This window comes from Actinoallomurus sp. NPDC052274 (assembly GCF_040679475.1).
GTDB lineage: Bacteria > Actinomycetota > Actinomycetes > Streptosporangiales > Streptosporangiaceae > Actinoallomurus > Actinoallomurus liliacearum.
On sequence record NZ_JBFAUT010000087.1, the window covers coordinates 1 to 21,095 of the forward strand.

Here is a 21,095-nt window from a genome sequence, read left to right on the forward strand (position 1 = left end):
GGCCAGGCAGGCCACCAGGGCCACGACCGGGAGGAGCCGACCGCCGACGGAAGGGCCGGCGGGGAGCCGGTCCCACCGATGGGGGACTGCGGGTCAAGGGGCATGGTCTCGCACCATAACTCTGAGTGAGCAGGGACGTCAGCCCATTGTCCCCATCACCGGAAGCGGGCACCACCCTTCTGGGAAGTTCGATGTCGCCGCCCGTCACTTTTCCGCGCCCAGCGGCCCGGCATTCCGCCTCAGACCTGGCGTTAATCACAGACAGTGATATCTCGCCTGAACAAGCGATGTATCGCGACAAAATGGTTCGACGCGCTTAGGACGGCAGACGACGCTGATGGCGGGTTATGCAGGCGTTCGTGAGGTTTGACTTCCTCACCCGCGCCGAAATATCGAGGAGGACGAAGGAGACGACCGGCCGTCGGACATCCGGTCCGGGGGTGCCGCGAGGCCGACGGCGGGGTGAGGCGAAAGGTCGGCCGATGCGCCAGCTCAGTGCGCTTGACGCGCAGTTCCTCAACGTCGAGTCGCGGGGCACGGTCGCGCACATCGCCGGCCTGGCCGTCCTGGACCCCACCGGGGCGCCGGGCGGCCGCCTGACGCTCGACGACCTGATGGAGCTGATGCGCCGGCGCCTTCCGCTGGTGCGGCAGTTCCGCTGGCGGCTGGCCGAGGTGCCCTTCGGGCTCGACCACCCGTACTGGATCGAGGACCCGGACTTCGACCTGGAGTACCACGTCCGCGAGATCGCCCTCCCGGAGCCGGGTGACGACCGGCAGCTCGCCGAGCAGGTGGCGCGGCTGCACCAGCGACCGCTGGACCGGGCCCGCCCGCTCTGGGAGATGTACCTGGTGCAGGGCCTGAGCGGCGGCCGGATCGCGCTGTACGCCAAGATCCATCACGCGCTCATCGACGGTGTCGCCGCCGCGCAGATCGTCGCCGCCCTGCTCGACCTGGAACCCGAGCCGCGTCAGGTGGACGTCGCCGACCGCTGGCGGCCCGAGCGTCCCCCGGGCGCCTGGAGCCTGCTGGCCGGCGCGGCCGCCCGCGCCGCCGTGCATCCGCTGCGCACGACCGGAGGGCTCCTGCGCGCGGTCCCCTATCTCGACACCTTCCCCTTGGTCGGGCGCCTGCCCGGGGTCGGCGTCCTCACCGGCGCGCTGCGCACGGCCGCGCGTACGGGCGCGGTCCCGCCTCAGGCGGACCTGACCGCGCCTCGGACGCCCTTCAACGGAACGGTGACGCGGCACCGGCGGGTCGCGGTCGGCTCGCTGCCCCTGGGGGAGGTGAAGAAGGTACGGCACGCGCTGGGCGTCAGCGTCAACGACGTCGTGATGGCGCTGTGCGCGAGCGCGCTCCGGCGCTGGCTGATCGACCACGACGCCCTGCCCGACCGGCCGCTCATCGCGGCGGTCCCCGTCTCCACCCGCTCGCTCGACGACGACGCCCACGGCAACCAGGTGTCGGCCATGTTCACCCCGCTGCCGACCCACCTCGCCGATCCCCGCGACCGGATCGCGGAGACGCATGCCACCATGACGACGGCCAAGCGGCGTCTCGTCGCGACGCCGGACCGCTGGCTGGAGGAGCTGACCGCGGTGGTCCCTCCGGCGTTCGGCGGCCTGGCGGCGCGGGCGCTGCTCCGCCTGGCGCCCTCCGCCGTTCCGCCGATCAATCTGGTGATCTCCAACGTCGCCGGACCGCAGTTCCCGCTGTACCTGTGCCGGGCCGAGGTCCTCGCGTACCACCCGCTGTCGGTCGTCAGCGACCTGAGCGGCGGCCTGAACATCACCGTCTTCTCCTACAACGGCAACCTCGACATCGGCCTGACCGCCTGCCGCGAGATGGTCCCCGACGTCTGGAGGCTCATCGACCACCTCGCCGACGCGCTCGAAGAGCTGAAGCGCCTCTAGCGCGGGCCGCCCGCAGGAGCCCGTGAGCGGGCACCCGTCCGGTGGGCGGGTGCCGCTACCGGATCACCGCGCCTGACTGGCGCTGACGTTCGGCCATGACGGAGAGGACGTGCTCCACGAGGGCGATCAGGACCTGCTTGCCGGACTCGCGCCGGCGTACGTCGCAGAGGATCACCGGCACCCTGGGGTCCAGGTCCAGCGCCGCGCGGATCTCCTCGGTGTCGTAACGGACCGCGCCGTCGAAGCAGTTGACGCCCACGATGAACGGCAGCCGCCGCCGCTCGAAGTAGTCGATCGACGGGAACGAGTCGGCGAGGCGGCGGGTGTCGGCGAGGACGACCGCTCCGAGGGCGCCGAGGGCCAGCTCGTCCCACATGAACCAGAACCGGTCCTGGCCGGGCGTGCCGAACAGGTACAGGACGAGACCGTCGCGGATGGTGATGCGGCCGAAGTCCATCGCCACCGTGGTCGTGGTCTTGCGCTCCACACCGGAGGTGTCGTCGATGCCGACGCTGCGGTCCGTCAGCTGTTCCTCGGTGCGCAGCGGCTTGATCTCGCTGACGGCGCCCACCAGGGTCGTCTTACCCACGCCGAAGCCGCCCGCGACGAGGATCTTCACGGCGAGCGGCATGGCGGCAGCGCCCCGTGAGGGGTCAGAGCGCCTGGAGTCCATTGAGCACTTCCTTCAAAACCCGTTCATTGGGAAGACGGTTCTCAGTTTCAGGACGGCGTACGACGATCAGCCCGAGGTCGAGCAGGTCCCCCAGGAGAACCCGGACGACGCCCAGGGGGAGCTTCAGCTTCGCCGAGATCTCCGCCACCGACAGTGGGCGTACGCACAGGTCGAGGATGGCGACGTGCTCCGGGCCGGCGTTCGGGGGGGCGAACGTCGATGTCGCCGCCGTCGCGATGATCGCGATGAGGTCGAATCCCTCACGCGAGGCTCTGGTACGACCTCGCGTGAGCGCGTAGGGCCGGACGACCGGTCCGGCCTCGTCGTCGAGCCATTCGCTCATTCAGCCGTCCCGCCTGATGGGCGATCGCCGGACGGCCGATGTCGCCCGGCGCCCACTGTGTCGTCCGCGCACCATCGCGGCCTCACGATTCCACGGCCGAGCGAGGCAGCGTCGACATGTGCTGGCCGACGCGCTTGACCAGCATCGCCATCTCGTAGGCGATCATGCCGACGTCCGCGTCCGCGCCCGCCAGCACCGCGAGACAGGCACCGGAGCCGGCCGCCGTGACGAACAGGAACGCGTGGTCCATCTCGACGATCGTCTGACGCACACCCCCGCCGCCGAACTGGCGTCCGGCGCTGCGGGCGAGGCTCTGGAAGCTCGCGGCGACCGCCGACAGGTGCTCGGCGTCCTCCCGCGTGAGGCCGGCGGACGCGCCGACCAGCAGGCCGTCGCTGGACAGCACCACCGCCTGCCGCACCTGGGCGACGCGGTTGACGAGGCTGTCCAGCAGCCAGTTGAGTTCCCCCGCAGAACCCGCTGACATCAGATGTCCTCCTCTTCGTGATGGGTGGCGGTCTGCTCGGCGTCCGAGCGGCCGCGCAGCCATCCCTTCTGAATGGAGCTCAGCATGGTGCGGAGCTCTTCCGGCGAACGCTCGTTGCTGGTCGCATTGTTCACGGGCTCGACCTCTTCGCGAAGCTGGGGTGCCAGGTTCGCCTGCCGGACCCGGCGCGGGAGGGACGGCCTGGTCCCGGAGGCCGAGGGCCCGGCGGTCGCGCCGGGCGACGCGGGCGTCTCGGGCCGGGGGGGCTCCGCGGACTCGTCGGTCGGTTCGAACAGCGAACGGCCCGGTGCCCCGCCGTTCCGGGTCGGCAGCGGCGGCCGGTCGTCGCCGACGCCGTCGTCGGCCGACGGCCACTGACCGCTCCTCGCGCCCGCCTGCGTACCGCCCAGACCCGTGCCGTCTTCGTACGACGTCGTGCCCGGGGAGTACCCGCCTGTGCCCGTCATTCCGGTGGAGTAACCGCTCGATTCCGTCACGCCGGGGGAGTACCCGCCTGATCCAGCGGAGTATCCCCCCGATTCAGGCGAGTAGCCGGACGTTCCGGCCCCGTAGCCGTCCCCGGCCTCCGGCCCCTCGCCGTACGCGGTGGGGAGGGCGTCGTGGCCGCCGAGGTCGGCGGCGTACGGGCTCGACCCGTAGGCGGACGGGAAGGAACCCGTGTCCGGACCCGTCTCCTGGCCGGCGGTGTCCTGCGACCGCGCGTCCGAGCGGGAACCGGCGCCGCCGTACGGCTTCGCGTCGTACGGACCGGTCGTGTAGGCGGCCTGCGAGCCGGTGTCGGCGCGGCGCTGGGGGAGCGGCGGCCGGTCGCCCCGGATCGCCTGGATCGGCCCGGTGATGGGACCGGCGATCGGACCCGTGATGGGGCCGGTGTCGGTGGGGCTCGGCGCGCCGATCGCGCCGATCGGGACCAGCGCCTCCTCGCCGCGCCGCGTGGTCGGGGGACCGGACTCCAGCTCGGGCCGCTCGCTGCCGCTGGCGACGACCGCGTCGGGCAGCAGCACGATGGCGGTCGTCCCGCCGTACGGCGAGGTGCGGAGCGTGACCTGCACCCGGTGCCGCTGGGCCAGCCGGCCGACGACGAACAGGCCGAGCTGGGCGCTGTTGGACAGGTCGAACTCCGGCGGATTCGTCAGCCGCTCGTTGGCGCGGTCGAGGCTGGCCTGGTCCATGCTCAGGCCCCGGTCCTCCACCTCGAACGCGAAGCCGTGCGCCACGGCCTGCCCCGTGACCTGGACGGTGGTGTCCGGCGGGGAGAACAGCGTCGCGTTCTCGATGAGCTCGGCGAGCAGGTGGATGAGGTCGGCGACCGCGGGGCCGGCGACGGCCACGCGGGGCATGGCCGACACGGTGACCCGCGCGTAGTCCTCCACCTCGGCCGCGGCGGCACGGGCGACGTCGACGACCGGGACCGGGTTGCGCCAGCCACGGCCGGGCGCCTGCCCGGACAGGATGATGAGGCCTTCCGCGTGGCGGCGCATGCGGGTCGCCAGGTGGTCGAGGCGGAACAGGTCGTCCAGCTCGTCGGGTTCGGTGACCCGGCGCTCCATGGAGTCCAGCAGGTTGAGCTGACGGTGCAGCAGCGCCTGGTTGCGGCGCGCCAGGTTGAGGAAGACCTCGCTGATGCTGCGGCGCAGCGCGGCCTCCTCGACCGCGCCCTGGATCGCGGTGCGGCGGGCGGCGTTGAACGCCTGGCCGACCTGGTCGATCTCCCGGGTGCCGAAGGACAGCGGCGGAGCCTCGGCGCCGACGTCGACGTCCTCACCGCGGCGCAGCCGGCGGATGACGCTGGGCAGCCGCTCATTGGCCAGGTCGAGGGCCGCGCGGCGCAGGCCGGTCAGGTCGCGGATGACCGAGCGGCCCACCCACAGCGACAGGATGAGCGAGGCGATGACCGCGAGCAGACCGAGGGCGCCGGCCAGCGCGACGTTCCGGATGATGCCGTCCGAGATGGGCTTGGCGCGCTGGGCGGCACTCGCCGACGACGACAGCTCGAGGCCGCGCAGTCGGGTGAGGATGGAGGTGACCTTGATCTTCCACTTGACGTCCATGCCGGCCAGCGGGTTCGGGGCCGGCTTGCCGGCCATCCCCGCCATTCCGCCCGCGCCCGCGTGGGACTCATGCGGCATGTTGTCGGTGAACTGGTCCTCCAGCGCCTGCAGGCCGGTGTACTCGGGCGTCGAGACGATCCGCTGGTAGTAGGCGCGGTCGGCGGGGCGCAGGTCGGGGACGACCTGGTCGAAGAGGCTGCGCTGGGTCCCGACGAGCTTGGTGAACTGCACGTGCTCGGAGAACGTCAGGCGACCGGTGGCCAGCGCGCCGGCCAGCAGCGCGTCCTCCTGGGACAGGACCTCCCGCGCCCGCGCCAGGGCGACCTCGGTCTTGGCGTCCTTGGTGACGTCCGGGTCGCTCAGCGTCGACAGCGACGACTGCAGGGAGATGATGTCGGAGATCGTGTCTGAGTAGTCGGACAGCGCCTGCATGCGGCTCGTCCTGCCACTGTCGATCGCCCGCCGCTTGGCCTGCAGGCCGTCGAGGCGCGCGAGCACCTCGTGCGTCCACTGCCGGGCCTGGGCGTTGGCGTATTTCTGCGCGCCGGCGTCGGTGGCCAACCGGCGGAACAGGTCGGCCTGCCGGTCCGTGACGAGGCGGCCGGACTCCATTGACGCCCGGTCACCGGCGGACTTGCTGCCCAGGAAGACCACCGACAGCCGGCGCTCCTGCTCCAGGGCGCTGCCCAGGCCTCCGGAGGGGTAGTTCAGGTGGTCCTGGATCGTGTTGACGTGGCGGAGGTTCAGGCCGTCGCCCAGGGTGATGTCGGCCGCGAACGCCCAGAGAGTGGTGAGTGACACCAGGGGGACGATGAGCAGCAGAACTATCTTGAAGCGGACTGACCCGAGCACGCGGCCGACCCGGGAGCGGGACGACCGCCGACTGACATCTGATCCCACTCGTCGGTCCTTAGATTGCACCGCGACAGGCTCGACTTTCAGTGAGGCGGGAGAAACACCGTGTGAACGCGCGAGACTCTACTAGACATCACGCCGCACACTGGCCGCCTCTGTAAATATCGGGCATCAAACACGCGGCGCCTTGAGGCGGAGAAACGCGCGTTCCGCGCCGAATAACTGCAGGTAGGAGTGCATTTATCGACTCAAGGGTCTCAGGTCGGTCCGAGAACTGGATTTCGGACGATCGGTGACAAGGGCTCCGCATCCTCCTCCGGACACCCCTAGAATCCGCGATCGTGATCCATGACGACCAGCCCCCGGAGACGCTCCCCGTACGTGGACGCTCGCCGCTACCCGGCGGGCGTCACCGCCGGCCGGGCAGCGGCGATCTTCCCCCCGACGCCCCGGTCCTCGTCCTGGCGGTGCCCGGGACGGTCCCGGACGTCGGCAACGAGATCGCCGGGCTCATCCGCACGTCCCGTTCCGACATCGACATCCGGGTCGCCGCCATCGGCGGCCCCGCGCTCGCGGATAACCTGCGGGGCCTGCCCGAGGGCCGCTCGGCGGTCGTGGTCCCGCTGGTCACCGGCCCGCACCCGCAGACGTACCACGACATCAACGCGGTGGTCGCGGAGACCGGCGCGCGGGTGACCGTCACCGATCCGCTCGGCCCGCACCCCCTGCTGGCGGAGGCGCTGCACGTACGGCTCGCGGACAGCGGCCTCGCGCGCGCGGACCGAATCCGGCAGTTCAGCATCGGCGCGTCCGTCGACGGCGTCGTCGTCGCCACGGTCGGCGGCGACCCGGCCGTCCGTGAGGCCGACATGACCGCCGTTCTCCTCGCCGCCCGGCTCGCCGTGCCGGTCGTCGCCGCGTCCATCGACGGCCGCCCGACGGTCGCCGACGCCGTGGGGCGGCTGCGCGAGTCCGGTGGGCAGCGCATCGCCATCGCCCCGTTCGTCGTCGGACCGGAGATCGACTTCGAGCGCCTCGCCAAGCTCGCCAGCGACGCGGGCCTCGGCTGCGCCGAGCCGCTGGGCGCCCACTCCTCGGTCGTACGCCTCGTGAACCTGCGCTATGAGGTCGCGCTGGACGAGGAGATGTCATGAAATTCGGATCACTCACCAGACTCGCGTGCGCGGCGGCCGTCGTCCTGGCCGTGGCCGGCTGCGGCGGCGGTTCGGGCGGGAACAAGGCCGCGACGTTGCCGCACGTCGCCACGCAACAGGAGATCGGGCCTTCCGAAGGCAAGGTCAACCTGGTGATCTGGGCGGGATACGCCGAGGACGGCTCCACCGACAAGCACGTCGACTGGGTGCATCCCTTCGAGAAGAAGACCGGCTGCAAGGTCGACGCGAAGGTCGCCGACACGTCCGACTCGATGTACGCGCTGATGAAGACCGGACAGTACGACGGCGTCTCCGCCTCGGGTGACTCGTCGCTGCGGCTCATCTACGGCGGCCTCGTCGCGCCGGTCAACACGAACCTGCTGAAGAACTACCGCGACATCCCGTCGTACCTGAAGAACCAGCCGTACAACTCGGTCAAGGGCCAGATGTACGGCGCGCCGCACGGCTATGGCGCGAACTACCTCACGTACCGCACGGACAAGATCCCGAACACGCCGGCGTCCTGGAGCATCGTCTGGGACTCGGGCACCGCCGCCGCCGACCACGTCGTCGCGTACGACTCGCCGATCTACATCGCCGACGCCGCGCTGTACCTGAAGGCGCACCGCCCGGATCTCAAGATCAACGACGTGTACGAGCTCTCGCAGAAGCAGTTCGACGCGGCCGTCGACCTGCTGAAGAAGCAGCGCCCGAACGTCAATCAGTACTGGTCGAACTACCTGGACGAGGTCGAGGCGTTCAAGGCGGGTGACAACTACGCGGGCACGGCCTGGCAGGTGACCGCCAACCTCGCCAAGGCGGAGAAGGCCCCCATCGGGACGACCATTCCGACGGAGGGCGCCACCGGGTGGTCGGACACCTGGATGATCGCGTCGCACGCCGAGCACCCGAACTGCATGTACAAGTGGATGAACTGGATCCAGTCCCCCAAGGTGCAGGCCGCGGTGGCGCAGTGGTTCGGTGAGGCCCCCGCCAACCCGAAGGCCTGCAAATACGCCGCCAAGGGCTTCTGCACGCAGTTCCGGGTCGGCGACGTCGACTTCTACAAGAGGCTTGCGTTCTGGAAGACTCCGGTCGCAGACTGTGGTGATTCTCGCGGAACGAGTTGCGTCGACTACTCGAAGTGGACGGAACTCTGGACGCAGATCAAGGGATAGATGACTCAGATGAACACCGAAGAGCCCAGCGTTTCCGCCGCGGTCGCCCTCCGCGCGGTACGCAAGACCTTCGGAGAGGTCGTCGCCGTCGCCGGCGTCGACCTGGAGATCCAGGACGGCGAGTTCTTCGCCATGCTGGGCCCCTCCGGATCGGGTAAGACGACGGTGCTGCGCATGATCGCCGGCTTCGAGACGCCGACCTCCGGGGAGATCCGCCTCGGGGACCGCGACGTGACGAAACTGCCGCCCTTCGAGCGCGACGTCAACACCGTCTTCCAGGACTACGCGTTGTTCCCCCACATGAACGTCCTGGCCAACGTCGAGTACGGCCTCAAGGTGAAGAAGGTCCCGAAGGCCGAGCGCCGCGAGCGCGCCCTGCAGGCGCTGGCGTCCGTCCGCCTCGAGGGCTTCGAGGAGCGCAAGCCGGGCCAGTTGTCCGGTGGTCAGCGGCAGCGCGTGGCGCTGGCACGTGCGCTCGTCAACCGCCCCAAGGTGTTGTTGCTCGACGAGCCGCTCGGCGCCCTCGACCTCAAGCTCCGCGAGGAGATGCAGGTCGAGCTGAAGGCCATCCAGCGGGAGGTCGGCATCACCTTCCTGTTCGTGACGCACGACCAGGAGGAGGCGCTGACCATGGCCGACCGGGTCGCGGTGTTCAACGCGGGCCGGATCGAGCAGGTCGGGTCCCCCGCAGAGGTGTACGAGAAGCCGGCGACGGCGTTCGTGGCCGGATTCGTCGGCACCTCGAACCTCATCGAGGGCGAGGCGGCCCAGTCGATACTCGGCCGGCCGGGCGTCTACAGCGTCCGGCCGGAGAAGCTCCGCGTCGACACGGATCTCGACGCGGAGCTGCCCGAAGGCGAGCACTCCGCGACCGGCACGGTCGCGGAGGTCGTCTACGCGGGGGCGGCCACCCGGTTCGTCGTCGATCTCGACGCGGGTGGTCGGTTGGTGGCACTGCAGCAGAACCTGCAGTCCTCCTCGATGGACGTGCTGAAGCTGCGCGAAGCCCGGGTCAGGCTCGCGTGGCGTCGTGAGCACGAGTTCGCCATCCCCGGTCCGACGTGATCACGGCCGGTCACCGCCCGACCGGCCGGTTCACCGCGGCCTGAGCCGCGGTCTTCCCCCGAGAAAACCCCCCATCTGATCGGAGTTTCCATGCGCGCCACGCGCCTCGCGCTCGTCGCGATGGCCGCCGTGTCCCTTCTCGCCGCGGGCTGCGGCGGCAACAGCGGCGGGTCCCACCACGGGACCGGTGCCGGAGGGTTCACGCCCCCGAACATTCCCGCGCTGAAGTCGCTCGGTACGGGCGAGGGCCAGGTGAACCTGGTCTCCTGGGCCGGCTATGTGGAGGACGGCTCGAACAACAAGGACCTGGACTGGGTCCACCCGTTCGAGCAGCAGACCGGCTGCAAGGTGAACAACAAGGTGGCCGGCACGTCGGACGAGATGGTCAGCCTGATGAAGACCGGGGAGTACGACGCGGTCTCGGCCTCGGGCGACGCCTCGCTGCGCCTCATCGCCGGGGGCACCGTCGCGCCGGTCAACACGAGCCTGGTCCCGAACTACGCCGACATCTTCCCGGACCTGAAGAACAAGCCGTGGAACTCTGTGAACGGCAAGATGTACGGCATCCCGCACGGCCGTGGCGCCAACATGCTGATGTGGCGGACCGACAAGGTGCAGACGGCGCCCGACTCCTGGAGCGTGGTCTTCGACCCGAACTCCCCGTACAAGGGTCACATCACCGCCTACGACTCGCCGATCTACATCGCCGACGCCGCGCTGTACCTCATGTCGACCCAGCCCGCCCTGGGCATCAAGGACCCGTACGCGCTGGACCAGAAGCAGTTCGACGCGGCGGTGAACCTGCTCAAGGAGCAGAAGCAACTCGTCGGCGAGTACTGGTCGGACGCCACCAAGATCCAGCAGTCGTTCAAGAGCGGTGACACCGTCCTCGGCACGACCTGGCAGGTCATCGCGAACGGGCTGGCGGCCGACAAGACCCCGGTCCAGACGACGCTGCCCAAGGAGGGCGCCACCGGCTGGTCCGACACCTGGATGGTGGCGGCCAACGCCAAGCACCCGAACTGCGCCTACAAGTGGCTCGACTGGGTGGTCTCCCCGAAGGTGAACGCGCAGATCGCCGAGAGCTGGGGTGAGGCGCCGGCCAACAGCAAGGCCTGCGCGCTGACCGACGACAAGACGTTCTGCGACACCTACCACGCCGCGGACGCGCCGTACTGGACGAAGGTCCACTACTGGAACACGCCCATCACGCAGTGCATCGACGGACGCACGAACGTGAAGTGCGTGGACTACGCCAAGTGGACGCAGGCCTGGACGCAGATCAAGGGCTGATGAGCACCACTGTCACGCCCGGCGGGCCGGTTCGCCGGCTCGCCGGGCTGCTTCACCGCCGGCCGTACCTCCGGCTGGCCGCGCTGCTGTCCGCGCCGCTGCTCTGGCTCGTCGTGGCGTACCTCGGCTCCCTGGCCGCGCTGTTCGCCGCCGCGTTCTGGACGACGGACGACTTCACCGGCGAGGTGGTCAAGCAGTTCAATCTGGGCAACTTCCAGGAGCTGTGGAACCAGAGCGTCTACCGGACGATCACACTGCGGAGCGTCGGCGTGGCCGCGGCGGTCACGGTCGTCGACGTCGCGGTCGCCTTCCCGATGGCCTTCTACATGGCCAAGATCGCTTCGCCGCGGGCCCAGCGCTGGCTGGTCATCGCGGTGCTGACGCCGCTGTGGGCGAGCTACCTCGTCAAGGCGTACGCCTGGCGGATCATGTTCTCGGGGTCCGGGGTGCTGAGCTGGATCCTCGACCCGTTCGGGATCCACGGCCCCGGGTACGGCCTGCCGGCCACCATCGTGACCCTGGCCTACCTCTGGCTGCCGTACATGATCCTGCCGATCTACGCGGGACTGGAGCGGCTGCCGAACTCGCTGCTGGACGCCGCGGGCGACCTCGGCGCCCGGACCTTCCGGACGTTCCGGACGGTGATCTGGCCCGTCGCCATCCCGGCGGTGATCGCCGGATCGATCTTCACGTTCTCGCTCTCGCTCGGCGACTACATCACGGTGAAGATCGTGGGCGGCAAGAGCCAGCTCATCGGCAACGTCGTCTACGACAACATCGGCGCCGCCAACAACCTGCCGTTCGCAGCGGCCGTCGCGACGATCCCGGTGGTGATCATGGTGATCTACCTGGTCGCCGTACGCCGCACCGGCGCGCTGGACAACCTCTGACCGCCCGGAGACACCTGCAATGACCTTGTCACGAGGCGCGCGGATCGCGCTCCGGGCCGGGATGATCCTCGGCCTGGCCGTCATCTACGTGCCGCTGTTCGTCGTGCTCGTCAACTCGTTCAACGCCGACAAGGCGTTCGCCTGGCCGCCCTCGCACCTGACGGGGCACTGGTGGTCGACGGCGTGGGGCAACGGCGGCGTGCGCACGGCGCTGTGGACGTCGGTCAAGGCCGGGCTCGGGGCCACCGCGGTGGCCCTCGTGCTCGGCACGATGGCGGCCTTCGCCGTGCAGCGTTACCGGTTCTTCGGCCGCGACACGGTGTCGCTGCTGGTCATTCTGCCGATCGCGCTGCCCGGCATCGTCACGGGCATCGCGCTGAACAACGCGTTCCGCACGGTGCTGTCGCCGCTGGGCATCCAGCTCGGCCTGTTCACCGTCGTCGTCGGCCACGCGACCTTCTGCGTCGTCACCATCTTCAACAACGTGCTGGCCCGGCTGCGCCGGCTCGGCACGCGCGTCGAGGAGGCGTCGGCCGACCTGGGCGCTGACACCTTCCAGACCTTCAGGTACGTTACTTTTCCGCTGCTGCGTTCCGCGCTGCTGGCCGGCGGGCTGCTGTCGTTCGCGCTGTCGTTCGACGAGATCATCGTGACGACGTTCACGGCCGGGGCGGGAGTGCAGACGCTGCCGATCTGGATCTTCAACAACCTGTTCCGGCCGAACCAGGCACCCATCGTCAACGTCGTGGCCGCCGCGCTGATCGTGCTGTCCGTCGTTCCGGTGTACCTCGCCCAGCGGGTCTCCGGGGACACCCGCGGCCTGTAGCCCCGGTCGCCGAGACAACGCCATGACTCCAGGAAGGACCGCCCGCAATGAAGCGCACCGTCCGTAACTTCGTGAACGGCTCGCCGGCCGACGCGGCCGACGGCCGTACCGCGGATCTGATCAGCCCCGTCACCGGCGAGGCGTTCGGCACGGCCCCGATCTCAGGGCAGGCCGAGGTCGACGCGGCGTTCGACGCCGCGTCGCGCGCGTTCGAGACCTGGCGCGACACCACGCCCGCCGAGCGGCAGCTCGCGCTGCTGCGCATCGCGGACGCCATCGAGGCCCGCGCCAACGAGCTGGTCGCGCTCGAGTCGGAGAACACCGGCAAGCCGATCGGCCTGACGGCGTCGGAGGAGATCCCGCCGATGGTCGACCAGATCCGGTTCTTCGCCGGCGCGGCGCGGATCCTGGAGGGCCGCTCCGCCGGGGAGTACATGGCCGGCCACACCTCCTGGATCCGGCGCGAGCCGATCGGCGTGTGCGCGCAGGTCACGCCGTGGAACTACCCGATGATGATGGCGGTCTGGAAGTTCGCGCCGGCCATCGCCGCGGGCAATACGGTCGTGCTCAAGCCGTCCGACACGACCCCGGTGACGACGGCCGCGCTGGCCGAGATCGCCGCGGAGTTCCTGCCGCCGGGCGTCTTCAACGTCGTCTGCGGCGACCGTGACACCGGACGCCTCCTCGTCGAGCACCCCGTCCCGCAGATGGTCTCCATCACCGGCTCGGTGCGCGCCGGCACGGAGGTCGCCCAGTCGGCCGCCGGCGACCTCAAGCGGGTGCACCTGGAGCTGGGCGGCAAGGCGCCCGTCATCGTCTTCGACGACGCGGACGTCGAGGCCGCGGCCCAGGCGATCGCCGAGGCGGGCTACTTCAACGCCGGCCAGGACTGCACGGCCGCGACCCGGGTGCTCGCCTCCCCGCGCGTCCACGACGACTTCGTCGCCGCCCTGACCGAGCAGGCCGCCCAGACCCGCACCGGCCTGCCCGACGACGAGGACGTCCTGTACGGGCCGCTGAACAACGCCGTGCAGCTCGACCGGGTCGCGGGCTTCATCGACCGGCTGCCCGACCACGCGTCCGTGACCGCCGGCGGCTCCCGCACCCGCGAGCAGGGCTTCTTCTACGAGCCGACCGTCGTCTCCGGGCTGCGCCAGGACGACGAGGCCGTGCAGCAGGAGATCTTCGGCCCGGTCATCACCGTGCAGCGCTTCTCCGACGAGGACGAGGCGGTCCGCTGGGCCAACGGCGTGAAGTACGGCCTCGCCTCCTCGGTGTGGACCCGCGACCACGGCCGGGCGATGCGCGTCTCGCGGCGGCTCGACTTCGGCTGCGTCTGGATCAACACGCACATCCCGCTCGTCGCCGAGATGCCGCACGGGGGCTTCAAGCACTCCGGGTACGGCAAGGACCTGTCGATGTACGGCTTCGAGGACTACACCCGCGTCAAGCACGTGATGTCCAACATCGAGGCCTGATCCTCGACCCGCACGGCGACGCCGCCGACCCCGTCATGGTCTCCGTGACGAGGTCGGCGGCGTCGGCGTATTAGTGATCTACAATGTAAAGGAAGTGGCCGGTCAGGCTTCGAGCTCGTGACGCAGGACGCTGTAGACGAGCACGTCGCGCCAGGCGCCGTCGCGGAACGCGTAACCGCGGAGCACGCCCTCGCGGGTGAAGCCGGCCTTCTGCAGCGCCCACTGCTCGGCCGCGTTGGTGACCTCGGTGATCGCCTCGATCCGGTTGACCTGCGTGTGCGCGAACAGGTACCGCACCAGCGACCGCTGCGCCTCGGTGCCGTACCCGAGACCGCGCACTTCGGGCCGCATGGCGACGCCGATGTTCCAGCAGTACGACGTGCGCGCCGTGGGTTGCCTGCGCCACGAGACGAACCCCAACGCCTCGTCGCCGCGCACCGCCATGAGGACGCCGCCGTCGTCGTCCAGCATGCCGGTCTCCTCCCAGCGCCTTCGGTAGCGCCACTGCTCGGACCAGCCGAGCCAGCCGTGCTCGCCGGTCGCCTCCGGATCACCCGTGAGCCTCTCGATCACCGCCAGGTCGTCCCGGTTCACAGGCCGCAACCGCAGCTCGTCATCGCCCATGGCGGCAAAGCTTAGGCCCGCCGCCGAACGGCAACAACGGCGCGATCCCACCCGGACGGCACCACTGGACGGTCAGGCCGCGTCGAGCTCGGCGAGCTCCTCCGGCGTGAGCTCCAGGTCGGCCGCGGCGACCGAGTCGCGGATCGTCTCCGGACGGCTGGACCCCGGAATCGGGATCACGACCGGGGACTTCGCCAGCATCCAGGCCAGGCAGACCTGCTGCGGGCTCACCCCGTGCGTCTGCGCGACCCGGCCGAACGCCGAGTGCGAGCTCCCCAGGTCGCCCGCCTTGGGGATGCCGCCGAGGGGGCTCCAGGGCAGGAAGGCGATGCCGAGTTCGTCGCACAGCCGCAGCTCCGGCTCGCTGCTCCGGAACTTCGGCGAGAACTCGTTCTGCACGGACGCCAGGCGGCCGCCGAGGATCTCCTGCGCCTGGCGGATCTGGTCCGGGTTCGCGTTGGAGACGCCGGCCATCCGGATCTTCCCCTCGTCGAGGAGGTCGCGGATCGCTCCGACGGACTCGGCGTACGGGACGGCGGGGTCCGGCCGGTGGAACTGGTACAGGCCGATGGCCTCCACCCCGAGCCGCTTGAGCGACGCCTCGCACGCCCGCCGCAGGTGCTCGGGCGAGCCGTCCAGCGCCCACCCCCCGTCCGCGGGACGCGTGTGACCGCCCTTGGTCGCGACGAGCACGTTCGAGGTGTCGCCGCCGTACGAGGCCAGGGCCTTGGCGATGAGGGACTCGTTGTGCCCCACGTCGTTCGCGTCCAGGCTGTACGCGTCGGCCGTGTCGATGAGGGTCACCCCCGCGTCGAGGGCCGCGTGGATGGTGGCGATGGAACGGCCCTCCTCCGGCCGTCCATCGATGGACATGGGCATCGCCCCGAGTCCGATCGCGCCGACCTGGACATCGCCGATCCGGCGAGTGCGCATGAGAAAACCTCCGAGACGTCCTGCGTGAGAAACGGTCGTCGCCGCGCGCGGCGCCGCACGTGGGTGCGCTGACGCGGTGCCCCCGCCCTCATACCCGCGAACCGGCGGGCATGCCCCGGGCGGGGCGACCTCTCTCAGCCTGCTCGCCGAGGCGCCGGGTGTCCAACAGAAGAAACCGATGAGATCAAGCAGTTATAGTGCTCAATCATGGAACTGCGGCATCTCGAGTACTTCGTGGCGGTGGCCGAGGAGGCGCACTTCACCCGCGCCGCCGAACGCCTGCACCTGGCCCAGTCCGGCCTGTCCGCCTCGATCCGCACGCTCGAACGCGAGCTCGGCGCGCCGCTGTTCATCCGCAGCACCCGCCGGGTCGAGCTGACCGAGGCGGGCCGCGCCCTGCTGGCCGAGGCCCGGCGCACCCTCGCCAGCGTCGCCGCGGCCCGCAACGCCGTCGCCGCCGTCCAGGGCCTCCTGCGCGGCACGCTCTGCATCGGCGCGGAGCAGTGCCTGGGCGTCGTCGACCTGCCCGCGGTGCTGTCCCGGTTCCGGTCCGTGCACCCCGGCGTCGAGATCCGGCTGCGCCAGGCCGGCTCCGCCCACCTCGTCGAGGAGGTCCGGGCCGCACGCCTGGACCTGGCCTTCGTGGCGACCGCGACGGACCCGCCACCGGGGGTCACCCTCACGTCGCTGACGACGGAGCCCATGATGGTCGTGTGCCATCCGGGCCACCGGCTCACCGCCTGCGAGGCGGTGGACTGGTCGCAACTGGAGGGCGAGTCCTTCGTCGACTTCCACGCCGACTGGGGATCGCGCCAGGTCACCGACCGGGCGTTCGAGGCAGCGGGCCTGCGCCGGCGCGTCGCCCTGGAGGTCAACGACGTGCACAGCCTGCTCGACTTCGTCGGCGCCGACCTCGGCGTGGCCCTGGTGCCCCGGCGGATCGCGTACAAGAAGAAGGAGAACATCCGCGTCCTGCCGCTGCGGGACACCCCGCCGTCCTGGCGGGTGTCGGTCGCGGTGCCCACGGACGGGCCGACGAACAACCCGGCGTCCCGCGCGCTGCTCGACATCCTCGGCGAGTCCCTCTGCCTGCCCGCCGCAGCGTCCCCGCTCCCGGAGCCCGCCACGACCTGACCTCGCCCGCACCTCGAACGGCGGGGGAGACTACGGCGCGGTCGGCCGGCCGCCGGCGGTCGCGTGGGAGCATGAGGGGCGCGTGCCGGTGCGCCACTCGTCCTCAAGGATGCCGAACAGCTCGGAGTCCCGCCATCCATCCCGGATCAGCGCGGTGTGGCGGAGCCGTCCTTCCTAGGTCATGCCCAGCTTGGCCAGCACCCGCGCTGACGCGAGGTTCCGCGGATCGCAGGTGGCGAAGATCCGGTGGAGTTCCAGGCGTTCGAAACCGTGGGAGAGCAGTTCCCGCCCGATCGCCGTGCCAACGCCCTGACCCCATACGCGCGGGTGCACGACGTAGGTGATCTCGCCCTGGCGCTGTTCGAGGCTTCGGACACGCAGTTCGCCCATGCCGACCGGCTCCCCGCCGGAACGGGCCACATAGGCGAACCTCTTCTGGGGCACGTGCGACCACGCCTCGACCGCGGCCGCCACGAATTCCCGCGTCTGCTCCTCGGTGTTCGGCCCCCAGCGCTGGAAGCGGCAGACCGCGGCCAGGGACGCCCAGGAGTGCACGGCCTCCCAGTCGGCGAGTTCGACCTTGTCCAGCGACACCGAGTGCTGCTGCTCCATACCCCTGATCTTGTCAGGCGGCGGCGTACGGCAGAATTCCGTCATGACCGTCGACCGGATCGCCCCGCCAGTCATCGGGGGAGAGCGCGAGATGCTGCGCGCCTTCCTCGACTACCACCGCGCGACGCTCGCGATGAAGTGCGAGGGCCTGTCCGACGACGACCTGCGCCGCGCGGCGGTGCCGTCCTCGGCGCTGTCCCTGCTCGGCCTCGTACGTCACATGGCCGAGGTCGAGCGGACCTGGTTCCGCATCGTGATGAACGCCGAGGACATCTCCCTCGTGTGGTCGGACGAGGGCGACTACCAGGTGGCCTACGACGCGAGCACGTCGACGCGGTCGGAGGCGTTCGCGGCCTGGCAGACGGAGGTCGAGCACGCCCGCCGCGTCGAGGAGTCCGCCGACTCCCTCGATGTCACCGCCTATCAGCCCAGGTGGTACGAGGACGTCTCGCTGCGCATGGTGATGCTCCACCTGATCCACGAGTACGCCCGCCACAACGGCCACGCCGACCTCATCCGCGAGGCCATCGACGGCACCGTCGGCGTCTGAGCCCTCGCGGCGAGCCGTCGCCGCTTCAGATCTCGCGATGTTCCGCGCGCCGCCGGGCCGTAGATGTCAGGCGGCGGTGCCCGCGGCGCCGGCGCGGATCGCGACCGCCACCTCGACGCAGGTTCCGTTCGGTTCGCTGCGGCTCGACTTGCGCCAGTCGGTGTTCTCAGTGGTCATGGAGGAGATCCTGTCGTGAGAGGAGACCGTCCGCCAGCTCGGCCAGCATCGCGATGCTGTCGTCGGGGGACAGGCACGCCTGCCCGAGATGGTCATACCGTCGTGTATACCGCAGCACCTCGTCCGGCTCGGTGTGAACGAGATCGGTGGTGACGGTGTCGACGACCGCCATCGGCGGGTCCTCCGCGTCGGCGAACGTGAACAGGGTGAACGGCGACTTCGGGAGCAGGCCGCCGGTGATGCGGGCGTTGATCGGCAGCAGCCGTACGGTGATGTTCGGCTCCACGCGGGCGGCGTCGGCCAGGTGCCGGAGCTGGGCGATCAGCACGTCCGGCGGCACGCCGATCCGGCGGATCACGACCTCGTCGAGGATGATCTCGTACGCCGGTCCGCCCGGCCGCAGGATCTGACGCTGACGCTGACGCTGGAGCCGTGCCTCGGCCATGCGCTCTCACGGGGTGGCTGTGACGATGAAACGGCGGGCGGCAGCCCGTGCGAACCGTTCCGCCCAACGCTTCAATGAGGTGCCCCCATGCCCGTATCCATCCTCTGTGCCGAGATTCCCCCTGACGCGCTGCGCTGGTGGCGGGTCTTCCCCGGCCGTCCCTGCGAGGCCGCCGCCGTACGCCGGTTCGTCGCGGCCCTGCTCGACGACCATCCGCTGCTCGACGAGGTGCTCCTCGCCGCCGACGAACTGGTCGTCAACGCCGTCCGGCACACGCGGTCGAACCTCCCGGGCGGGTGCCTCACCGTCGAGGTCTGCCACTGGTTCGGCGGCGTCGCCGTTGCGGTCAGCGACCAGGGCGGCCCCTGTGAGCCCGTCGCACGCGACGCGGGCGACCTCGCGGAATCCGGGCGCGGACTGCGTACGGTGTCCGCCCTCGCGAACGGCTGGGGCTGGTACGGCAACGCGGAGGGCCGCACGGTCATCGCCGTCTTCACGGCGGACGACGCGCCAGGGCTGCACGGCGTGATCGCCGGGGCCGCCTGACCCTTATCCGGGCGGTGCCGGACCGCCTGGTTCTCCCGTGATGCGACCGCCGGCGCCCTCGAACGGCCCTGTCGTGGGTGCCGATTCCCGGCGGCGCATCCATCGCGGGCCCTTGCGTCCGGGGAAGATCTCCGGAAGTCGATGCCGACCGTGGTCGGCCGATTGCAAAGCGTCATAGGCGACCGATAGTGTGTTCGAGTCGGTCGGATCGCCGAGAGGAGGGGCTGTGACCGAGTTCTGCTCTGTGCCATGGTCCGACCGGGAGCCGGGTGTTCGGCTCGCCGCTGACCTCGCCGCGGTCGATCCCGCGGAGCTGTCCGACGCCGAGCTGGTCGACGTGATGGCGGCCTGGCGGCGGCAGGCGTCCTGGGCTCAGGCGGGTGAGCTCGCGGCCGTCGCGGAGCTGGCTCACCGCCGCGAGCGCGGGTCCTCGCGGAATGCCGAGTTCACCTCCGCCGAGGTCGGGCTCACGCTAGGACTCTCGCCGCGCTCGGCCGACGCCCACGTGGACTTCGCGTTGGCACTCGCCGACCGCCTGCCGATGACCCGGCGGCACCTCGCGGAGGGCCGCATCGACTTCCTCAAAGCCCGAGTCATCGCGCAGGGCACCGCCGCCGTAGACGCCCGCGTGGCCGCGGCGGTGGAGCGCCGGGTGCTGCCCGCCGCGGCGGACCAGACGCCGGGGCGGCTACGGGCACGCGTCGAGCGCGCCGTCATGAGGCTGGACCCCGCGGGAGCGGAGCGGCGCCGGGAGGCTTCCGAGGCGGAGCGGCGCGTCGACTGCCACGACACTGGCAACGGCACCGCCGTCCTCGGCGGCGTGCACCTGCCCGCGGGCTCCGCCATCGCGGCCGATGACCGCCTGCGCGCCATCGCCAGGGCGATCAAGGCGGGCGGAGATCCGCGGACTCTCGATCAGCTGTGCGCCGATGTGTTCCTGTCCCTGCTGCTCGGCGTCCGGCCCGCTACGACGACGCCTGCCGCCGCCTGCACTACCGGCTCCGCAGTGACCAGGGGTGACGGTGACACAGCGGATGACCGTTCCGAGAAGTTCTCGAGTGCCGGTGACAGTGACCGGTTCCGGATGCCGCAGGCGGCCCCTGCCACGATGGCCCGTGCGGTGGGGGACCGGATCGGCACCGTACACCTGACCGTTCCGCTGCCGACTCTGCTCGGGCTGTCCACCGAGCCTGGTGAGGTGTCCGGGTATGGCCCGCTCACGGCCGAGGTCGCCCGCCAGATGGCCGGTGCGGCGTCCGATCCCAGGACGCGCTGGTGCGTGACCGTCATCGGGTCGAACGGAGAGCCTCTGCACCACGGGCATTTGGGCTATCGGCCTCCGCCTGGGATGGCGCATGTCATCCGGACCCTCCAGCCGACCTGCGTCTTCCCCGGCTGTGGTCGTCCGGCCTCCGCATGCGATCTCGATCACCGCGTCCCGTACGACCAAGGCGGCGCGACCTGCCCGTGCAACATGAGCCCGCTGTGCCGTCGGCATCACCGCGCGAAGCAGGCCGACGGCTGGCGGCTCGCCGAGCATGACGCTCGTCTTCGCTGGACCACGCCCGCCGGTAAGACCTATGAGCTGTCGCCGTATCCTCTCGGTGACGAATGGCCGGTTCCGAGCGTGACGGAGCGCCGTTCGACCGGACCGCCGGTCCTGAGCGCTGCCGTCGTGGGCTCGCTCGTCGAAAACCGCTGGCGGAAACGCATCCCGGGCCCGGAACCTCTTCTCAGGACCAGAGCGGGTCTCCTCGACCGCCCCGTCGCGGCGGAGAGCTGACGGTCCGATCACGATCGGATGACCGTGGTCGGCGCTGTACCCGGCTCGGCGTGGCACGGCGATG

At 70.6% G+C, this 21,095-nt stretch carries 21 protein-coding genes; 12 read left to right on the forward strand and 9 right to left on the reverse strand.

Annotated elements, in window-relative coordinates:
- Nucleotides 1-482: 482 nt before the first annotated feature.
- Nucleotides 483-1,913 (forward strand): wax ester/triacylglycerol synthase family O-acyltransferase, encoded by a 1,431-nt coding sequence (locus AB0K82_RS41115; protein WP_364408126.1) that lies wholly within the window; start codon nucleotides 483-485, stop codon nucleotides 1,911-1,913.
- Between the two features lie 55 nt (nucleotides 1,914-1,968).
- On the opposite strand, the gene AB0K82_RS41120 is transcribed toward AB0K82_RS41115, so the two are convergent.
- From AB0K82_RS41120 to AB0K82_RS41135, 4 genes are all read right to left on the reverse strand, one after another.
- Nucleotides 1,969-2,544 (reverse strand): ATP/GTP-binding protein, encoded by a 576-nt coding sequence (locus AB0K82_RS41120; protein WP_364408129.1) that lies wholly within the window; start codon nucleotides 2,542-2,544, stop codon nucleotides 1,969-1,971.
- A gap of 22 nt (nucleotides 2,545-2,566) precedes the next feature.
- Complete coding sequence (locus AB0K82_RS41125) at nucleotides 2,567-2,929, reverse strand: DUF742 domain-containing protein (protein ID WP_252778214.1); 363 nt, start codon at nucleotides 2,927-2,929, stop codon at nucleotides 2,567-2,569.
- Between the two features lie 82 nt (nucleotides 2,930-3,011).
- Entirely contained in the window at nucleotides 3,012-3,416 is a 405-nt protein-coding gene (locus tag AB0K82_RS41130; RefSeq protein WP_364408132.1) for a roadblock/LC7 domain-containing protein, read from the reverse strand.
- A complete protein-coding gene (locus AB0K82_RS41135; protein ID WP_364408135.1) occupies nucleotides 3,416-6,289 on the reverse strand; it encodes a nitrate- and nitrite sensing domain-containing protein in 2,874 nt (957 codons plus the stop codon). Before AB0K82_RS41135 ends, AB0K82_RS41130 begins: the two co-directional genes overlap by 1 nt.
- A 395-nt stretch (nucleotides 6,290-6,684) precedes the next feature.
- Here AB0K82_RS41135 and AB0K82_RS41140 point away from each other — a divergent pair, with 395 nt between their 5' ends.
- The 7 genes from AB0K82_RS41140 to AB0K82_RS41170 all read left to right on the forward strand — a co-directional run bounded on the left by AB0K82_RS41140 (nucleotide 6,685) and on the right by AB0K82_RS41170 (nucleotide 14,227).
- A complete protein-coding gene (locus tag AB0K82_RS41140; RefSeq protein ID WP_364408138.1) occupies nucleotides 6,685-7,497 on the forward strand; it encodes a hypothetical protein in 813 nt (270 codons plus the stop codon).
- Nucleotides 7,494-8,675, forward strand: coding sequence for an ABC transporter substrate-binding protein (locus tag AB0K82_RS41145; RefSeq protein ID WP_364408141.1), 1,182 nt, complete (start codon nucleotides 7,494-7,496; stop codon nucleotides 8,673-8,675). The genes AB0K82_RS41140 and AB0K82_RS41145 overlap by 4 nt, the downstream gene beginning before the upstream one ends.
- Before the next feature lie 9 nt (nucleotides 8,676-8,684).
- On the forward strand, nucleotides 8,685-9,740 hold the full coding sequence (locus AB0K82_RS41150; RefSeq protein WP_364408144.1) for an ABC transporter ATP-binding protein: 1,056 nt from the start codon (nucleotides 8,685-8,687) through the stop codon (nucleotides 9,738-9,740).
- A gap of 90 nt (nucleotides 9,741-9,830) precedes the next feature.
- Entirely contained in the window at nucleotides 9,831-11,033 is a 1,203-nt protein-coding gene (locus AB0K82_RS41155) for an ABC transporter substrate-binding protein (protein ID WP_364408147.1), read from the forward strand.
- A complete protein-coding gene (locus tag AB0K82_RS41160; protein ID WP_364408150.1) occupies nucleotides 11,033-11,923 on the forward strand; it encodes an ABC transporter permease in 891 nt (296 codons plus the stop codon). The genes AB0K82_RS41155 and AB0K82_RS41160 overlap by 1 nt, the downstream gene beginning before the upstream one ends.
- A 19-nt stretch (nucleotides 11,924-11,942) precedes the next feature.
- A complete protein-coding gene (locus tag AB0K82_RS41165; protein WP_364408153.1) occupies nucleotides 11,943-12,749 on the forward strand; it encodes an ABC transporter permease in 807 nt (268 codons plus the stop codon).
- Nucleotides 12,750-12,796: 47 nt separating this feature from the next.
- Complete coding sequence (locus AB0K82_RS41170) at nucleotides 12,797-14,227, forward strand: gamma-aminobutyraldehyde dehydrogenase (protein WP_364408155.1); 1,431 nt, start codon at nucleotides 12,797-12,799, stop codon at nucleotides 14,225-14,227.
- Between the two features lie 102 nt (nucleotides 14,228-14,329).
- Here AB0K82_RS41170 and AB0K82_RS41175 read toward each other — a convergent pair whose 3' ends face one another.
- Both AB0K82_RS41175 and AB0K82_RS41180 read right to left on the reverse strand, forming a co-directional pair.
- Nucleotides 14,330-14,851 (reverse strand): GNAT family protein, encoded by a 522-nt coding sequence (locus AB0K82_RS41175; protein WP_364408158.1) that lies wholly within the window; start codon nucleotides 14,849-14,851, stop codon nucleotides 14,330-14,332.
- A 72-nt stretch (nucleotides 14,852-14,923) separates the two neighbouring features.
- The gene (locus tag AB0K82_RS41180; RefSeq protein WP_364408161.1) at nucleotides 14,924-15,784 is read right to left on the reverse strand and encodes an aldo/keto reductase; all 861 of its coding nucleotides are present in this window, start codon (nucleotides 15,782-15,784) and stop codon (nucleotides 14,924-14,926) included.
- Nucleotides 15,785-15,991: 207 nt separating this feature from the next.
- On the opposite strand from AB0K82_RS41180, the gene AB0K82_RS41185 reads away from it, so the two are divergent.
- The gene (locus AB0K82_RS41185; RefSeq protein ID WP_364408164.1) at nucleotides 15,992-16,918 is read left to right on the forward strand and encodes a LysR family transcriptional regulator; all 927 of its coding nucleotides are present in this window, start codon (nucleotides 15,992-15,994) and stop codon (nucleotides 16,916-16,918) included.
- A gap of 174 nt (nucleotides 16,919-17,092) precedes the next feature.
- Here AB0K82_RS41185 and AB0K82_RS41190 read toward each other — a convergent pair whose 3' ends face one another.
- Nucleotides 17,093-17,530 (reverse strand): GNAT family N-acetyltransferase, encoded by a 438-nt coding sequence (locus tag AB0K82_RS41190; RefSeq protein WP_364408166.1) that lies wholly within the window; start codon nucleotides 17,528-17,530, stop codon nucleotides 17,093-17,095.
- A gap of 43 nt (nucleotides 17,531-17,573) precedes the next feature.
- Here AB0K82_RS41190 and AB0K82_RS41195 point away from each other — a divergent pair, with 43 nt between their 5' ends.
- Nucleotides 17,574-18,080 (forward strand): DinB family protein, encoded by a 507-nt coding sequence (locus AB0K82_RS41195; RefSeq protein ID WP_364408168.1) that lies wholly within the window; start codon nucleotides 17,574-17,576, stop codon nucleotides 18,078-18,080.
- A gap of 66 nt (nucleotides 18,081-18,146) precedes the next feature.
- Here the strand turns inward: AB0K82_RS41195 and AB0K82_RS41200 are convergent, their stop codons facing one another.
- Nucleotides 18,147-18,257, reverse strand: a complete 111-nt coding sequence (locus AB0K82_RS41200; protein ID WP_364408171.1) for a DUF397 domain-containing protein — start codon at nucleotides 18,255-18,257, stop codon at nucleotides 18,147-18,149.
- Entirely contained in the window at nucleotides 18,247-18,702 is a 456-nt protein-coding gene (locus AB0K82_RS41205) for a DUF5753 domain-containing protein (protein ID WP_364408174.1), read from the reverse strand. The genes AB0K82_RS41200 and AB0K82_RS41205 overlap by 11 nt, the downstream gene beginning before the upstream one ends.
- Before the next feature lie 87 nt (nucleotides 18,703-18,789).
- Here AB0K82_RS41205 and AB0K82_RS41210 point away from each other — a divergent pair, with 87 nt between their 5' ends.
- Nucleotides 18,790-19,248, forward strand: a complete 459-nt coding sequence (locus AB0K82_RS41210; protein ID WP_364408177.1) for an ATP-binding protein — start codon at nucleotides 18,790-18,792, stop codon at nucleotides 19,246-19,248.
- Nucleotides 19,249-19,474: 226 nt separating this feature from the next.
- Entirely contained in the window at nucleotides 19,475-21,031 is a 1,557-nt protein-coding gene (locus AB0K82_RS41215; protein WP_364408180.1) for a DUF222 domain-containing protein, read from the forward strand.
- Nucleotides 21,032-21,095: the final 64 nt, after the last annotated feature.

Excerpts from the sequence above, each read along its gene's own strand:
- AB0K82_RS41115 (WP_364408126.1), top strand. The coding sequence starts at position 483 with ATGCGCCAGCTCAGTGCGCTTGACGCGCAGTTCCTCAACGTCGAGTCG.
- AB0K82_RS41120 (WP_364408129.1), bottom strand. The coding sequence starts at position 2,544 with ATGCCGCTCGCCGTGAAGATCCTCGTCGCGGGCGGCTTCGGCGTGGGT.
- AB0K82_RS41125 (WP_252778214.1), bottom strand. The coding sequence starts at position 2,929 with ATGAGCGAATGGCTCGACGACGAGGCCGGACCGGTCGTCCGGCCCTAC.
- AB0K82_RS41130 (WP_364408132.1), bottom strand. The coding sequence starts at position 3,416 with ATGTCAGCGGGTTCTGCGGGGGAACTCAACTGGCTGCTGGACAGCCTC.
- AB0K82_RS41145 (WP_364408141.1), top strand. The coding sequence starts at position 7,494 with ATGAAATTCGGATCACTCACCAGACTCGCGTGCGCGGCGGCCGTCGTC.
- AB0K82_RS41150 (WP_364408144.1), top strand. The coding sequence starts at position 8,685 with ATGAACACCGAAGAGCCCAGCGTTTCCGCCGCGGTCGCCCTCCGCGCG.
- AB0K82_RS41155 (WP_364408147.1), top strand. The coding sequence starts at position 9,831 with ATGCGCGCCACGCGCCTCGCGCTCGTCGCGATGGCCGCCGTGTCCCTT.
- AB0K82_RS41160 (WP_364408150.1), top strand. The coding sequence starts at position 11,033 with ATGAGCACCACTGTCACGCCCGGCGGGCCGGTTCGCCGGCTCGCCGGG.
- AB0K82_RS41165 (WP_364408153.1), top strand. The coding sequence starts at position 11,943 with ATGACCTTGTCACGAGGCGCGCGGATCGCGCTCCGGGCCGGGATGATC.
- AB0K82_RS41170 (WP_364408155.1), top strand. The coding sequence starts at position 12,797 with ATGAAGCGCACCGTCCGTAACTTCGTGAACGGCTCGCCGGCCGACGCG.
- AB0K82_RS41175 (WP_364408158.1), bottom strand. The coding sequence starts at position 14,851 with ATGGGCGATGACGAGCTGCGGTTGCGGCCTGTGAACCGGGACGACCTG.
- AB0K82_RS41180 (WP_364408161.1), bottom strand. The coding sequence starts at position 15,784 with ATGCGCACTCGCCGGATCGGCGATGTCCAGGTCGGCGCGATCGGACTC.
- AB0K82_RS41185 (WP_364408164.1), top strand. The coding sequence starts at position 15,992 with ATGGAACTGCGGCATCTCGAGTACTTCGTGGCGGTGGCCGAGGAGGCG.
- AB0K82_RS41190 (WP_364408166.1), bottom strand. The coding sequence starts at position 17,530 with ATGGAGCAGCAGCACTCGGTGTCGCTGGACAAGGTCGAACTCGCCGAC.
- AB0K82_RS41195 (WP_364408168.1), top strand. The coding sequence starts at position 17,574 with ATGACCGTCGACCGGATCGCCCCGCCAGTCATCGGGGGAGAGCGCGAG.
- AB0K82_RS41200 (WP_364408171.1), bottom strand. The coding sequence starts at position 18,257 with ATGACCACTGAGAACACCGACTGGCGCAAGTCGAGCCGCAGCGAACCG.
- AB0K82_RS41205 (WP_364408174.1), bottom strand. The coding sequence starts at position 18,702 with ATGGCCGAGGCACGGCTCCAGCGTCAGCGTCAGCGTCAGATCCTGCGG.
- AB0K82_RS41210 (WP_364408177.1), top strand. The coding sequence starts at position 18,790 with ATGCCCGTATCCATCCTCTGTGCCGAGATTCCCCCTGACGCGCTGCGC.